The organism is Nocardioides humi (assembly GCF_006494775.1).
In the GTDB taxonomy this organism is placed as follows: domain Bacteria; phylum Actinomycetota; class Actinomycetes; order Propionibacteriales; family Nocardioidaceae; genus Nocardioides; species Nocardioides humi.
On the sequence record NZ_CP041146.1, the window covers coordinates 3,106,343 to 3,121,211 of the forward strand.

The 14,869-nt window shown below is 67.1% G+C and carries 12 protein-coding genes and 1 pseudogene; 7 read left to right on the forward strand and 6 right to left on the reverse strand.

Annotated features, from left to right (window positions below; all coding sequences use genetic code 11):
* The first annotated feature begins 181 nt into the window (after nucleotides 1–181).
* Nucleotides 182–1,408, forward strand: coding sequence for a cytochrome P450 (locus tag FIV44_RS15260; RefSeq protein ID WP_141005173.1), 1,227 nt, complete (start codon nucleotides 182–184; stop codon nucleotides 1,406–1,408).
* Between the two features lie 85 nt (nucleotides 1,409–1,493).
* On the opposite strand, the pseudogene FIV44_RS15265 reads toward FIV44_RS15260, so the two are convergent.
* The 6 genes and pseudogenes from FIV44_RS15265 to FIV44_RS15295 form a co-directional block, all read right to left on the reverse strand.
* A pseudogene (locus tag FIV44_RS15265) lies at nucleotides 1,494–2,641 on the reverse strand (NAD(P)/FAD-dependent oxidoreductase).
* A 2-nt stretch (nucleotides 2,642–2,643) separates the two neighbouring features.
* Entirely contained in the window at nucleotides 2,644–3,366 is a 723-nt protein-coding gene (locus FIV44_RS15275; protein WP_141005175.1) for an ABC transporter ATP-binding protein, read from the reverse strand.
* A complete protein-coding gene (locus FIV44_RS15280) occupies nucleotides 3,350–4,156 on the reverse strand; it encodes an ABC transporter ATP-binding protein (RefSeq protein ID WP_141005176.1) in 807 nt (268 codons plus the stop codon). The genes FIV44_RS15275 and FIV44_RS15280 overlap by 17 nt, the downstream gene beginning before the upstream one ends.
* Nucleotides 4,153–5,085 (reverse strand): branched-chain amino acid ABC transporter permease, encoded by a 933-nt coding sequence (locus tag FIV44_RS15285; protein ID WP_141005177.1) that lies wholly within the window; start codon nucleotides 5,083–5,085, stop codon nucleotides 4,153–4,155. The genes FIV44_RS15280 and FIV44_RS15285 overlap by 4 nt, the downstream gene beginning before the upstream one ends.
* A 106-nt stretch (nucleotides 5,086–5,191) precedes the next feature.
* Nucleotides 5,192–6,079: a branched-chain amino acid ABC transporter permease gene (locus tag FIV44_RS15290; RefSeq protein WP_141005178.1), complete on the reverse strand. Its 888-nt coding sequence runs from the start codon at nucleotides 6,077–6,079 to the stop codon at nucleotides 5,192–5,194.
* Nucleotides 6,080–6,154: 75 nt separating this feature from the next.
* Nucleotides 6,155–7,741, reverse strand: a complete 1,587-nt coding sequence (locus FIV44_RS15295) for a class I adenylate-forming enzyme family protein (RefSeq protein ID WP_141005179.1) — start codon at nucleotides 7,739–7,741, stop codon at nucleotides 6,155–6,157.
* Between the two features lie 190 nt (nucleotides 7,742–7,931).
* Here FIV44_RS15295 and FIV44_RS15300 point away from each other — a divergent pair, with 190 nt between their 5' ends.
* The 6 genes from FIV44_RS15300 to FIV44_RS15325 all read left to right on the forward strand — a co-directional run bounded on the left by FIV44_RS15300 (nucleotide 7,932) and on the right by FIV44_RS15325 (nucleotide 14,864).
* Nucleotides 7,932–9,569: a thiamine pyrophosphate-binding protein gene (locus FIV44_RS15300; RefSeq protein WP_141005180.1), complete on the forward strand. Its 1,638-nt coding sequence runs from the start codon at nucleotides 7,932–7,934 to the stop codon at nucleotides 9,567–9,569.
* A gap of 79 nt (nucleotides 9,570–9,648) precedes the next feature.
* Nucleotides 9,649–10,323, forward strand: a complete 675-nt coding sequence (locus FIV44_RS33220; protein WP_141005181.1) for a CaiB/BaiF CoA transferase family protein — start codon at nucleotides 9,649–9,651, stop codon at nucleotides 10,321–10,323.
* Nucleotides 10,311–10,919 carry a CoA transferase gene (locus tag FIV44_RS33225; RefSeq protein WP_281285869.1) on the forward strand — a complete coding sequence of 203 codons (609 nt, stop codon included), beginning with the start codon at nucleotides 10,311–10,313 and terminating at the stop codon, nucleotides 10,917–10,919. The genes FIV44_RS33220 and FIV44_RS33225 overlap by 13 nt, the downstream gene beginning before the upstream one ends.
* Complete coding sequence (locus tag FIV44_RS15315; RefSeq protein ID WP_141005183.1) at nucleotides 10,916–12,037, forward strand: FAS1-like dehydratase domain-containing protein; 1,122 nt, start codon at nucleotides 10,916–10,918, stop codon at nucleotides 12,035–12,037. Before FIV44_RS33225 ends, FIV44_RS15315 begins: the two co-directional genes overlap by 4 nt.
* On the forward strand, nucleotides 12,034–13,560 hold the full coding sequence (locus tag FIV44_RS15320) for an aldehyde dehydrogenase family protein (protein ID WP_141005184.1): 1,527 nt from the start codon (nucleotides 12,034–12,036) through the stop codon (nucleotides 13,558–13,560). Before FIV44_RS15315 ends, FIV44_RS15320 begins: the two co-directional genes overlap by 4 nt.
* Nucleotides 13,557–14,864, forward strand: coding sequence for an acetyl-CoA hydrolase/transferase C-terminal domain-containing protein (locus FIV44_RS15325; RefSeq protein WP_141005185.1), 1,308 nt, complete (start codon nucleotides 13,557–13,559; stop codon nucleotides 14,862–14,864). The genes FIV44_RS15320 and FIV44_RS15325 overlap by 4 nt, the downstream gene beginning before the upstream one ends.
* The last annotated feature ends 5 nt before the right edge of the window (nucleotides 14,865–14,869 follow it).

The window sequence follows — 14,869 nt, forward strand, 5'->3', positions numbered from 1 at the left end:
TCTGCTCCCGAAAGGACGTGTCCGGGCGCGGTGAACTGGCCGGACTCAGGTGGCTGGGTAGGTGAATCTGAGGAGTCAGTATACCGAGCGGGCCGGGCGCCGATGGGGCGACCTGCCGCCCTCTTGACGCACCTCCGGCGAGAAGTACACTGGGTGCCCAGTATCTTTAAGGGAGCTATGCATGGACCTGACCGATTTCAGCCCCACCGACCCGCGGGTGCTCGCCGACCCGTACCCGTACTACGCGGAGCTCCGCCGCGGGCCGGCCGCGCGGTATGTCGAGCTCGATGACTTGTGGGTGGTCTCTCGTTTCGAAGAGGTCGGTGAGGCGATCCGCAATCCGGCGACGTTCTCCTCAAAGGCTCTGTGGGCGCTCTTTGGTGGCGTGATCAGTGCGCGCGAGGGTGCCAGGCCCAATGTGCGTGAGTTTGCTGCGCAGCAGCCGAAGTCTCTTATCGCTCTCGATCCGCCGGAGCACATTCCGATGCGGCGGATGGCGGCGAAGATGTTCACCAAGCGCGCGGTTGATGGGTACGCCAGGATGATCCGGCAGATCTCCGAGGGACTCGTCGACGAGATGCTCGAACGCCGCGATGGTGGAGAGGTAGATCTGGTGGAGCACGTGCTCCATCCTCTGCCGGTGTGGGTCATCGCAGACATCCTCGGAATCGACCAGGACCGTCGTAGTGACTTCCGGCGGTGGTCAGACATCCTGATCCATAGGCTCAGCGGCCAAGGTGATTCAGCAGAAGAGCGCGCCGACCTGAAGCAGATGATCGACTATTTCGACCAGCTCCTCCGCGAACGTCGGGCGGAGCGGGGCGACGATCTGATCAGTCTGATCCTCTCGGAGAACGAGGAGGCCGGCGATCTGCTGACGGATTTCGACATGGTCAACTTCTGCGCACTGCTCCTGTCGGCGGGCAACGAGACGACCACCAACCTGCTCGGGAACCTCTTCAACGCCTTCTTCCTCTATCCTGACCAGCTCGTCAGGGCACGTCAGCTCGACGACCTCAAGCCGGTGGTCGAAGAGATCCTGCGCTGGGAGTCGACGGTTCAGGGCGTCGTGCGGCTGACGAACAGTGACATCCGGATCGGTGAGGAGACGATCCCAGCCGATTCGATCGTGGTCCTGCAGATCGGTTCCGCCAACCGTGACGAGTCTCGATGGGCGGACGCGGAGCGCTTCGACGTCGACCGTCCCCAGTTGCCGCACTTCGGTTTCGGCACCGGCATCCACCATTGTCTGGGAGCCGCGCTGGCGAGGCTGGAGACGGAGATCGCCACCGAGGTGTTGCTTTCTCGTACGGCTGCTATCGAGCCGGGCGCGCAGGCTCCGGATCGCACAGCGAACATCATCCTTCGCGGCTTCCGCACGATGCCCGTCGTGGTCAAGCCTGCTTGAGCCCGAGCATCACCCGAGGTCTCGCATCCGAAGGAGATGCGAGGCCTCGGTGATTCCCAGCTTTGAGGGCGCGCTGCCGAATTGCTCAACCGAGCTCGGCGCGGTGGGCGAGGAAGTCACGGACGGCGCCCCGGCCCACGACGGCCTGGGGGCCGCTCGCGTCGCTGAGAAGAGCCACGAACCTGTCGGTGCCGGGCTGTCCGACCGCGTACTCGACCATCGGGTCGACGGGAACGACGCCGGCGATCTGCAACCGCGAGCCCAGCTGGTCGGACCACACGTAGGGCAGCGCGTCGGCAACGGTGGGCTGGCCGGCGAGGTTGGCGGCCACCACCCTCGCCTGCTCGGCGACACTGGTCCAGTGTTCGACGCGGATGTAGCGGTCATAGCGGGGATGGAGCCAACGGGCGACATCGCCGATGCCGAAGACATTCGTCGTCCCGACGGCGCGGAGGTCGGGACCGCACAGGACGCCGTCGCTCAGGGTCAAGCCACTGCCCTGGAGCCAGTCGATGTTGGGGATGGCCCCGATGCCGACGACCGTCGTGTCGGCGAGGATCGTTGCGCCGTCGCTCAACTCGATCAGCTGCCGCCCGCCGGTGTCGGTGACCCGTTCGACGCTGACTCCCGCCTTGATGTCGACGTTCTCGCGTAGGTGGAGGTGGGTCATGTGTTGGCCGATGGTCTCGCCGAGCGCCCGGAGCATCAGCGTTCCGGCGGGCTCGACGATCGTCACGTCGATGTCGAGGCCGCGGGCGGTCGAAGCGATCTCGGAGCCGATGAAGCCGCCCCCGATGACAGCCAGCGAGGAGCTCCGGGCGAGACGGTCCCGCAACGCCGTGGCGTCGTCGATGGTCCGTAAGGTGTGCAGGTCGGTGGGGACGTGGCCCCCGGCAGCGTTCGTGGCCGGGAGCCGGTTGCGATCACCAGTGCGTCGTACTCGAGCGCGGAGCCGTCATCGAGATCCACGACTTGACGCACGGAGTCCAACGCGGTTGCCGTTCGACCGAGTCGAAGGCTCACGCCGAGCTCGTCGAGCTCGTCCTGCGATGCCAGGGCGAGGTCGCTCGCCTGCCGTGCACCGCGAAGGAAGTCCTTGGACAGCGGTGGCCGGTCATAGGGAAGCACCGCCTCTGCGCCGACGAGAGTTACCTCAGCGTCGAGACCGGCGCGACGGACGGCCTGGGCGGTCCGGAGGCCGCCGAGAGAGGCGCCGAGGACGAGGAGCCGCACCTCTAGGCGCCCTGCTCCAACGCGGTCTCGCCCAGGAATGCGAGAACAACCGAAGAATGCGATCTTGCTTCCTCGGCGGTGCCGCTGAAGACCACCTCACCCCGGGCGACGACGACGGCGTCGTCGGCGACCTCGAGCGCAGCCTTCGCGTTCTGCTCGACCATCAGCACTCCGATGCCGGAGTCGGCGATCGCACGCACCTGAGTCAGGACCTTGTCGACGATGGCGGGCGCGAGACCCATGGACGGCTCGTCCATCAGCATGACCTTCGGCTGGGACATCAGCGCTCGGCCGAAGGCGAGCATCTGCTGTTCGCCGCCACTGAGCAGGCCTGCGGGGCCATGGCGGCGCTCGGCTAGAATGGGGAAGATCTCGTAGATCCGCTCCAACTCCCTCGCCACCGAGTCTCTGGGCGCTGTGTAGCCGCCCAGTCGAAGGTTCTCCTCGACCGTGAGTGGTCCGAAGACACGTCGTCCCTCGGGGACGAGCACGACTCCGGCCGTGACCACGCGGTCGGCACTGCGGCGCTCGAGGTGCTGATCCTCCATCGTGATCTCGCCGCTCTCGGGAGGATGCAGTCCAGCGATGGCGCGAAGGGTCGTGGTCTTCCCAGCGCCGTTGGCGCCGAGCATGAGCGAGACGGCACCGGGCCGGACGCACACGTTGATCCCGCGTACCGCGGTCACGCGACCGTAGGACACGTGGAGGTCACTGACGCGTAGCATCGCCCGCCGCCTTCCGTCCCAGGTAGGCCTCTTCGACCAGGGGGTCCCGCACGACCTCGGCAGGGGTTCCCTCGGCAATCAGCCGCCCGGAGTTCATGGCGAACAGGTGGTCGCAGGTCTCGACCATCATGTCCACGTCGTGCTCGACCAGCAGCTGGGTCAGGCCTTCGGCGCGGAGGCTGCGGAGCAGGTCGCCGATCTCGCGACGTTCGTGCTTGTTCATGCCGGCCGTCGGCTCGTCGAGAAGCAGGAGTTTGGGGCGAGCCGCGATCGCCCTCGCGATCTCCACTCTGCGCTGGGTTCCGTAGGAGAGCTCCGACGGCCGCAGACTGCCGATCTGCGCGGTGCCTGTCAGTTCCATGGCGTGGGCCACCTGTCTCGCGGCCGCTCGTCGTCGGCGGCTTCCGCGAAGGGGGGCACCGTCGCCGGCGTCCACGGTCCAGATCTGGTCAGCGGCCAGCTGGATGTTCTCGTGAACGGTCAGACTCGGCACCAGGCGGACCGTCTGGAACGTCCGGGCCACCCCGCCACGGGCGATGCTGACGGCGGACCGTGCGGCGTACGCCGAGCCATGGAACTCGAACGAACCGCTCGTCAGGTGCACCAGCCCTGTCATGGCACCGAGCAGCGTGCTCTTGCCCGAGCCGTTGGGGCCGAGCACCCCGAAGATCTTGCCCGACGTCAGCTCGAAGGAGATGCCGTCCACGGCGCGGATGCCGCCGAAGTGGACGGCAACGTCGCGTGCTTCGAAGACCGGCGGAAAGGCCGACGGGTCCGAGGTCTTGCTCATCTCAGCTCCTTGGTCTGTACGACGGGTAGGTCGTCGGCGCCGTCATCGGTCGGCGAGACGTCCGACCCCGGGTCGACACTCGATGGGTCGACGCCAGATGGGGCGGCGGTCGCGATGTCTCCTGCTCGCCGTGCGCGCCGCAGCTTGTGGAGGATGTCGGTGCTCACCCCGACGATGCCGCCGGGCAGCCAGATCGCCACCGCCGCCACGATCAAGCCGTACACGACGCCCTTCCACTCGCCGATGAAGGCGAGCACGGTGGGAAGCCAGGTGAAGACGACGGCTCCGATGACGGCGCCCTTCCATGAGCCGACGCCGCCCACCACGATCATCGTGACCGCGAGGATGATCAGAGCGAAGCTGATGTTCTCCGGTGCGATCGTCGTTGTCATCGCCGTGTTGAGGCCGCCGGCAAGACCCCCTAGAGCGCCGCTGAGGACGAAGGCGATCCGACGGATCCGAGGAACCTTGATACCGAGTGCCGCCGATAGTTCGGGGTCCTCCCGAGCGACGTCGATCTTCCGTCCGAGACGGCCGTGTTCGGACACGGCGACCAGAGCGACCACGACGGCGGTGATGACGACGAGGTGCAGGGTAGTCACGTCGACGAGTACGCCGAACAGGCCCGTAGCCCCACCTGTGAGCTCGCCGCCGTTGACGGCGAGCACGGACACGAGAAGGTCGAACGCGACGGTCGCCATCGCCAGGTAGAGACCGCTGAGTCGGTGCAGGAGCCACGCCATCGGGTATCCGATCGCGGCCGCGAGCAGTGTTCCAAGGGCGATCGCGACCAGGATCGGGCAGTCGTGTCGCGTCACGAGGATCGCTGTGGTGTAGCCGCCGATCCCGTAGGATCCCACGCCTGCGAAGGAGAAGACGCCGAACCTGAGGGGCAACTGGATGCTGAGTGCGAAGATCGCGCTCACCATCGTCGACTGGATCAGCACCAAATGCTCGTTGTACCAAAGACTCACGTCAAGTCGCTTTCCGTGTCCACGGTCGGGGCAGCTGGGCCAGGGTTCGGATTCGCTCGGCTCATGTGCGTCGGACCTCGGCGCGACCGAAGATCCCCTGTGGGCGGAGAAGGAGTACGAGGAGGATGAGGCCGAACGAGATCGCGCTCACCCAGGTTCCCGCTGTATGCGTCAGGACCATCGTCTCGGCGAAGGCGAGTGTCACACAGCCCACGACCACACCGGCGACGCTGCCGACACCGCCGAGGATGATCGCGGCGAACGCCTTGATCAGCAGGGCGTTCGCACTGGTCGACTCGACTGAGCCAAGGTTGTAGGTCAGCAGCGCGCCGGCCAACCCGGCGAGTCCGCCGGCCATTGTCATGGTGAGGCGGGCCAGCCGGGTGCGCTTGATGCCCATCAGGGCGGCGGTCTCGGCATCGATGCCGATGGCACGCAGCGCCAGTCCGGTCCTCGATCGGCGCATCCATAATGCGGCCGCGGTCGCCACCAGGGCACCGACCACGATGATGATGAGTTGGATGTTGGAGATCCGGATCGATCCCCAGGTGAAGGTCTTGATCGCGAACGACCCCTCGGTGAACCCGAAGGGCGCGCTCGTTGTGGCCTTCTGCACGATGGCCAAGAGGGCAGCATCCACGCCGAGGCCGCCCACCAGGATCTGGAACTCTGCTGTGCGCATGTCGTGGGCACGATTGAGGATCGGCTCGAAAGCGACAATCTGCACCAGGGTGGACAGGGCTGCTCCCACGACGACGCAGATCGCGACCACCGGAATGATCGGCAGGCTGACCCGTTCGAGAACGAGGTAGCCGGCGAACGCAGAACAGGCGAACACCGAGGCGTGGGCGAGGTTGAGGATTCCGATGGATCCCCAAACCAGGCTCATGCCGATCGCGAAGAGAAGGTAGATCGACGCGAGCGTTGCGACATTGACTAGGTCCTGCAAGGCGGTCCTTCCGGTGTTCGTCGGCGATCTGGCCGACGGTCGTCTGTGGCGGGCCAACACCCGCGGCTGCGGAGATCAGGGGGCGAGGGCGTCGACCAAGGCGCGCTTGAGCTTCTTGCCCAGTGAGTTCACTGGGATCGCCTCGACGAAGATGACGCGCTTGGGCACCTTGTAGTGAGCGATGCGTTCGCGACAGAACGAGATGACCTCGTCCTCGGAGGGGGCGGCGCCGTCGGAAGCCACGACGAACGCTGTGACCGCCTCGCCCCACTTCTGGTCGGGCACACCTGCGACGGCAACGTCCTGCAGCGCCGGATGTTGTACGAGGACTTGCTCGACCTCGACGGTGAAGACGTTGAGGCCGCCGGACTTGATCATGTCCTTGATCCGGTCGACGAAGTAGAAGTAGCCATCGGCGTCGCGTTTGACTAGGTCGCCGCTGCGGAACCAGCCGTCCTCGAAGGCCTGAGCAGTCTCGTCAGGTCGGCCGTAGTACTCCTTGAAGACGGTCGGACCGCGATACTGGAGCTCGCCGACCTCGTCGACCTGTGCTGGCTTGCCTTCGTGGTTCACGATGCGTACGTCCATGAGAGCCATCCGCTTGCCGAGTGTCCCGGGGCGTTGCCAGAGATCGACAGTGTGCTCGGTCGTGATGAGCCCGGTCGTCGTCTCGGTCTGGCCGAACATGTAGTAGACCTCCGCACCAAGGCCCTGATGCAGCGCCCGGAGCTGCTCGTCGGTATGGCGCGCAATGCAGGTGCCGACGACCGCGAGCGACGAGAGATCGTAGGCGGACAGGTCCTCCTCCACGACCGCGTTCCACATCGTTCCGATGCTGAAGGCAAGGTTCACCTGGTACTTCTCGATCGATTCCAGCATCCGGCGAGGGTTGAACTCATCGAGAACGACGAGAGTGCCGCCGTCGGACAGAACCGGCATCGAGCTGGTGTTGAGTCCGCCGATGTGGTTCATTCCCGCAGTGACCAGGCCGCGCACCACAGGCGCCAGAGCCGCTCCGTATCTCGCCCAGAGATACCTCTTGGTGCAGTCGTTGGCCGCCATGATGTTGGCCTGGGTGAGGACCACGCCCTTCGGCTTCCCCGTCGTCCCGGAGGTGTAGATGATGACGAGGCCCGCCTCCGCGAGCTCGACTCCTGCGGGTGGCTCGAACGAGGGGTCCGCCTGTGCCAGCAGCGACTCCATCGACAGCAAGCCGGACGGACCCGTTCCGGGCAGCTCCCCTCCGGACCGACACCACCACCCCACGTCCCCCGCGATCGCGGCCAGCTCAGTGGCTGCCGCATCGAACTTCGGGGAGTAGATCAGGCCGACGGAATTCGAGTCGCTGAGTTCATAGGCCATCTCGCTGATGCTCAACCGACGATTGACGAGGACTGCGGTAGCCCCGATCTTCGCGACCGCGAAGACGACCTCCAGGAACTCGGCGCAGTTGTGCATCAGCAAGCCCAGGTTGTCCCCGGGACGCACGCCCAGAGCCCACAGCATGTTCGCCGTTCGGGACGCACGCTCCTCGAGCTCTCGGTAGGTGCGCCTCGTCTGCTGCTCGACGTCGATCACAGCGACCCGATCGGGATGCTCGTTGCTACGAACCTCGAGCATCCAGCCGAGATCTTCGCGTGAGCGCGGACGCTCTCCGACCATGGTGAACCTCTTTCGTCATGCTCCGCACGGCGTCAACGTGTCTGCACTCGCAGGCAGTGACGTGTATCACTGGGTACTGACTGCACAGTTTACTTATCTCGAAGACCGCGTCAATATGTGACCCATCTTGATCGGCATCGGCTTGCCCGATCGTTCACACCCGCGCAGGCACAGACAGGGAGTTGTTCAGATGCTGCTTCACGAGGCGGTCGGCAGGGCCTTGGTCGCCCACGGCGTGGACACGATGTTCGGCCTGGTGGGCGACGGAAATCTCTTCGTCGTCGACAGCTATGTGCGACATGCGGGCGGCCGCTATGTCGGCGCGACCCATGAGGCGAACGCCGTTCACATGGCTCATGGCTACGCGGTGCTGTCGGACCGGATCGGCGTCGCGACCGTCACCCACGGGCCCGGTGTGACCAACACGCTGACAGCGCTGGTCGAGGCGCGGAAGGCGGCGGTACCGCTCGTGCTGGTGTGCGGTGACACCGATTCCCTGGACCGGGACGGCCCCCAGGTGATCGGTCAGCGGGATCTGGTGCTGCCGACCGGCGCGGGCGTCGAGCAGGTGCGCTCGGCGCAGACGGCACTGGAGGACCTGTCGACGGCGCTGAGGCGTGCACGGACCGAACGGCGACCCGTGGTCCTCAACCTTCCGGCCGAGCTCGTCCACGCCGAGGTCGACTTCGTGGACCAGCGCGTCGAACTGCCGGCCGAAGCCCGCCTCGCGCTCGATGACGGCCAGCTCGACATCGCCGTCGGCATGCTCGCCTCCGCGCAGCGACCGCTGATTCTCGCAGGACGGGGAGCGCGAGGCGCGGCGACGAGTCTGTCGGCCCTCGCGGCCCGGATCGGTGCGCCCGTGGCGACGACGCTGGGCGCCAAGGACCTGTTCCGGGACGATGAGGCCAACCTGGGGATCTTCGGCACCCTGGCTTCGCCGGCCGGTCTGGATGCCATCACCAAGGCTGACTGTGTGTTCGCCTTCGGCGCGAGTCTGAATCGCTACACGACAGTGAAGGGATCGCTGCTCGCAGACAAGACTGTGATCCACTGCGACCTCGACGTAGGTCGACTCGGTCGGCTGGCCGAGATCGATGCTGCGGTGGTGGGCGACGCCGGTGACGTCGCGGAGACGGTCGTCGCCTGGCTGAACGAGGCGGAGATACCGTCGTCGTCGTTCCGGGCCACGATCTTCGCCGAAGGCTCTCGTGACCGCGAGGAGTCGCTGCTCGCGATGCCGGTGGCCGGGGGCGGTCGGGTGGCCGAGGGCGGTCGGGTCGACGTGCGCACGGCGCTGCGCGCCATCGACGCCGCCGTCGAGCGCGACCGCACCTTCGTGACCGACGCCGGCCGGTACCTGGCGGTCGCCTGGCCCGAGGTGCACGTCGATCACCCCGACCACTTCCTGTTCACGGTCAGCTTCGGTGCAATCGGGACCGGTGTCGGCAGTGCGATCGGTGCGGCGCTGGCCCGACCAGATCATCCGGCCCTGCTCGTTTGCGGGGATGGCGGGCTCATGCTGGGCGGCCTCGCCGAGTTGAGCACGGTGAGCCGGCTCGGCCTCGACCTGGTGGTCGTGGTCTGCAACGACAGCGCCTACGGCGCCGAGTACGTGCAGCTCGCCGGCGCCGATCTCTCGCCTGGACTCACGGAATTCTCGTGGCCGTCCTTCGAAGCGCTGGCCGGAGCCATGGGGTTCGAGGCGATCACGGTCAACGACGCGGAGGACCTGGGTACGGCCGTCGAGCGGATCCGCGCTCGCACCGGCCCGATGCTGGTCGACATCAAGCTCGATCCGGCCGCCATGCCCGACGTCGCGCACTGAGGACTGGGTCGGACCGTTGACAGACGAGCGCCATTAGGTAGACTGACTGCCCAGTATCAGCGAGAGGGAAGTGACGAGTATGGACGACAGCTCCGGTGCAGGTGGCGGCGCCCCGCTCGCGGGTGTGCGTGTGTTGGACCTGACCCGGGTCCTGGCCGGGCCCTTCGGGACGATGATCCTGGGCGACCTGGGCGCGGATGTGGTGAAAGTCGAGGAACCGGGCCACGGCGACGGTGTTCGCGACATCGGCCCCTTCTACTCCGACGGAACCAGCCACTACTTCATGGCGATCAACCGCAACAAGCGCAGCATCGCCATCGACATGAAGACCGATGCGGGTCGTGACCTCGTCCTGGACCTGGTGGCTCAGAGCGATGTCGTCATCGAGAACTTCCGACCGGGCGTGATGGAGCGGCTCGGACTCGGCTACGACGAGCTCGTCGCACGTCGTCCGGACGTCATCGTCTGCTCGATCAGCGGGTTCGGCCGCACCGGGCCGATGGCCTCGATGCCCTCGTTCGACCTGGTTTCCCAGGCTCTGAGCGGGGTCATGAGCATCACCGGTGAGCCGGACAGTCCACCGACCAAGATGGGTCTGCCGATGGGCGATCTCGCCGGTGGTCTGTGGGGATCGATCGCGATCCTCGCGGCACTGCAGCGGCGGCACCGGGACCCGTCCCCCAGCACATTGACCTCAGTCTGCTCGAGGGCCTGGTCGGCCTGCTGGGGTACCTCGGTCAGCTGTCGATGCTGACCGGTGAAAGTCCCGCGCGGATGGGGAGCGACCACCACAGCGTGGTGCCCTACGGCAGGTTCGAGGTCGCCGACGGCTACCTGGTGATCGCGCTCCACGTCGGGAGCTTCTGGCGCGGGTTCTGCCGGGCGATCGGCCGCGAGGATCTTGCCGACGATCCTCGCTTCCGGTCGACTCGGCTCCGGACGGAGAACCGCGACGAGTTGCTTCCCATCGTGCAGGGGATCCTGCGCACCAAGACACGTGCGGAGTGGCAGACGCTGCTCGGCGAGGCCGACGTGCCGCACGCCCCGCTCCTCGATGTCACCGAGGCGCTCGACCTGGAGCAGATCCACGCCCGCGACGTCCTCCAGGTCCTGGAGCACCCATCGGCCGGCAGTATCGAGGTCGTCGGACCGGTGGTCCGGTTCGTCGGCGAAGCGACGGCGCCACTGCGCCCGCCGCCGTTGCTCGGACAGCACGGACGCGAACTGCTCGAAGAGCTGCTGGGGATGACCAACGACGCGATCGACGTCCTTGTCGACGCCAAGGCTCTCAGCCTGCCCGAAGAGGGCGAGGGCACCGTATCGACGAATCTGGAAGGCAGCACACTGTGAGCAGCACGAACGGAAGCATCACCGAAGCCGAGCTCGACCGCCTGCGAACCCGACTGGGTGAGGTCGTCCAGGTCTCCGAGCTTCCCTACCTGACCGAAGCCAACCGTGACGCCATCCGACGCTGGGCGATGGCGACCGGCGACCGCAACCCGCTCTACCTCGACGAGGAATACGCTGCCAAGAGCCCCCACGGGTCGGTTGTCGCGCCGCCCTGTCTGCCGTACGCCTTCAGCAGGCTCTCGATCGGCTACCGGGGCGGCTTGCCGGGGGTGCATTCGATGTTCGGCGGCTCCCACTGGCGTTGGTTCAAGCCGCTCCCGATCGATTCCGAGGTGACGGCCCAGACCCGCTTCACCGATCTCATCGAGTTCGAAGGCCGCTTCGCAGGCAGGATGTTCAAGCAGCTGAGTACCACCGAGTTCACCCGGGTGGGCGACACGCAGCCGTTCGCGGAGGTGCAGGGCTGGGGCATGCGGACCGAGAGGCAGACGGCGCGCAAGAAGGACAAGTACGGCGGCACGCGCCTCGCCAGCTACACCGAGGACGACATCGCGGCGCTGGCCGACGAGTACAGCCGTGAGCAGCGCACCGGCGCGCAGGTGCTCCACGTGGACGACGTGGCCGTCGGCCAGGAGATCCCGACCATCGTGCGTGGGCCGTACACCGCGACGATCGCGGTGGCGTTCGAGCAGGCCTGGGGCGGCCTGTTCGTGCGTGCCCACGGCGCCTGGTTCGACTATGTCCGGGAGCACCCTGCGATCGCCATCCCCAACGCCTACGGAATTCCGGAGCCGCCTGAGGCGGTGCACTGGGACTCGCAGCTGGCCCGGATGGCGGGCGTTCCGGAGGCCTACGACTACGGCCCGGAGCGCATCTCGTGGCTGTCGACCCTGGTGACGAACTGGGCGGGGGACCACGGGTTCCTCGAGGAGCTCTACTGCGAGATCCGTGGCTTCAACCTCATCGGGGACCTGTCGCGCGGCCGTGGCGTGGTCACCGAGGTGTCGCCTCCCGACGAGGGCGGGTCGGGGCGGGTCCGCCTCGACGTGTGGATCGAGAACCAGCGCGGCGACAAGACGGCGAAGGGCTTCGCCGTGGTCCGCCTGCCGGGGCGATGACCGTCGTCGATCTCGGGCTGCCACCTGAGGCCCGCAACGCGGACGGGAGCTGGCGGCTTTTCGTGGATGGAGCGTGGATCGACTGCGCCGACGGCTCCCGGTTCGAGGTCCACGACCCGGCGGACGGAAGTCTGGTGGCGACGGTGACGTCCGGGGGCGCAGCGGACGTCGACGCCGCGGTCACCGCAGCGTGGCAGTCGTTCGAAGCCGGCCGCTGGCGGTCGAAGTCGCCGCAGTCGCGCGCGTCCGCGCTGCTGCGCCTTGCCCAGCAGATCGCGCGTCGTTCCGATGAGCTGGCCGCCATCGAGACCCGCTGCAACGGAATGCCGCTGCGCGACGCGAAGGCGATGGTCAAGCGATGCGTGTCCAGCCTGGAGTACGCCTCCGGGTTCGCGCAGCGTGCCTACGGCCAGAGCGTTCCGGTCGCGAATCGCTATCTCGACGTCACTTTGCGCGAGCCCATCGGCGTGTGCGCGTTGATCGTGCCCTGGAACGGCCCTCTTCTCTCAGCGCTCTGGAAGCTCGGCCCGGCGATCGTGCTGGGCAACTCCGTCGTGCTGAAGCCATCCGAGCTCACGCCGTTGACGGCGCTGGTGCTCGCCGAGTGCTGTCAGGAGGCGGGGATCCCGCCCGGGGTCGTCAACATGATCGCGGGAGGGCCGGCCACGGGAGCCGAGCTCGTCGCGCATCCGCTGGTCAACAAGATCGCCTTCACCGGCTCCACCGCGACGGGAAAGGCGATCATGAAGGTCGCCTCCGAGCACGTGAAGAGAGTCACGCTGGAGCTCGGCGGCAAGGCACCGAACATCTTCTTCGAAGATGGTGACGTCTCCGATGCAGTGCTCGGCGCGCTGTCGGGCCTGATGCGAAACACCGGCCAGACCTGCATCGCCGGGGCGCGAATGCTGGTCCAGGCCTCAATGTACGACGAGTTCGTCGAGCGCCTCACTGCCGCTGTCGACCAGCTTCGGGTCGGCCCGCCGACCGCGGAGTCCAGCCAGCTCGGCCCGATCGTGTCGGCCAAGCAGCTCGCCCGGGTCCAGAGTTATGTCGAGCTCGCGCGCGAGGAAGGCGCGGAGGTTCACGGTGGCGGTCTGCTCGACGGCGACGGGCTGGCGGGCGGCTACTACATGAGGCCCGGGCTGATCACTGGAGCTGGCAACGATCTCCGGGTCAACCAGGAGGAGATCTTCGGCCCCGTCGGTGCGGTCCTACCGTTCTCCGACGAGGAGGAGGCCGTCGCCATCGCCAACGCGACTCCGTACGGACTTGCGGCCGGCGTGTGGACTCGCGACGTCAAGCGGGCCCTGCGGGTGACGCGGGCCGTCCGGGCCGGGACTGTGTGGGTGAACACCTACGGCTGGAACTTCGTCGAGGCGCCGATGGGCGGCTTCAAGGAGAGCGGGCTGGGCCGCGAGAACGGTTCGGCGGTGATCGACGCCTACACCGAGACGAAGAACGTCGTCATCGAGCTCGACGAGGACGACAGTCTGGACATCTACCGACTGCGTGACGTGCGTTGACCCGCACCCGGCACAAGAGCGACGCGTCCGCAGACGTGCAGGCGGAGACAGGCGCGCGGCTGCGAGAGCTCGTCAGGGATGGTGACCGGATCTTCATCGGCACCGGTGCGGGGGAGCCAGGGGCGTTGGTTCGCACGCTGGTCGACGAGGTGCTCCCCCATCGACGCGAGGTCGAGCTGCTGCAGGTCGCCATCGGCGGTCGCGAGGAAGTCGTGGAGTACCCCGACGGCCGGGGGCATCGGTTGCGACTTGTCGCTGGGGGAGGTCGCGGCAACCAGGCGCTCCGTGAGGGCAGAGCGCTTGGCGTACCGGCCTCGATGGGCACGCTGGAGGAGCAGATCAGCTCCGGGGCCCTGCGCGTCGACGGGGCGTTGGTAGCAGGAACCGATCCCGTGGATGGTGGTCCAGGTTCGGTCGGTCCTGGGCTGTCGCTCGACCTCGGCCGCTCGGCGTGTGCCGCCGCGCGGTTCCGCGCCCTCGAACTGAACCATGCCATGCCGAGGGTGCGTTCCGTGGAGTGGCTTCGCCTGGCCGACTGTGACCTGGTTGTTCCGACCAAGACGGCGCCACCAGCCGCGCGGCCCTCCACGGTCAACGACGCCCAGCGGCGCATCGGGAGCCTGGTCGCCGACCTGGTCAGACCCCACACCGCGCTGGAACTAGGGGTCGGTCGAGGTCTCACGGGCGTCGCCCAGGCACTGGCCGAGCGAGGGCCGGGGCTCTCGTTGACCATCCACACCGGCATGATCACCGACGACACCCGCCTTCTCGTCGAACGGGGAGTCGTCGACGGTCCCTCACCATCGGATCCGGAGGCGAGCGTCGTGGCCACCGTCGCGCTCGGCACGGAGGCGTTCTACCACTGGTTGGACCGCAACCCTGCGGTGACCTTCGTCGACTCATCGCGTGCGCACCAACTTGCGCACCTTGCTCAGTTGGATGCCTTTCTTGCCATCAACTCCGCGGCCCAGGTCGACCTTGTGGGCAACGTCGGCGCCTTGTCGTGGGGCGGCTCCTTGGGCGGCGGCGGGCTACCGGACTTCGCGACGGCCGGAGCTCACAGCCGCGGATCGGTCATCGCCCTCGAGTCTCGGGGCAAGCACGGCCGCAGCAGGATCGTCCCGCAGGCCGCGCACGTGCAGCTCCACGGCTCACTGGTGACCCACGTGGTCACCGAGTACGGCGTGGCGCACCTGCGCGGGCTCGACTCTCGGATGCGCGCCGAACGGATCATCGCGATCGCACATCCCGACGACCGCCCCCGGCTCGCAGCCGAAGCGGCGTTGCTCGGCGGTGGCGAATGAGACGG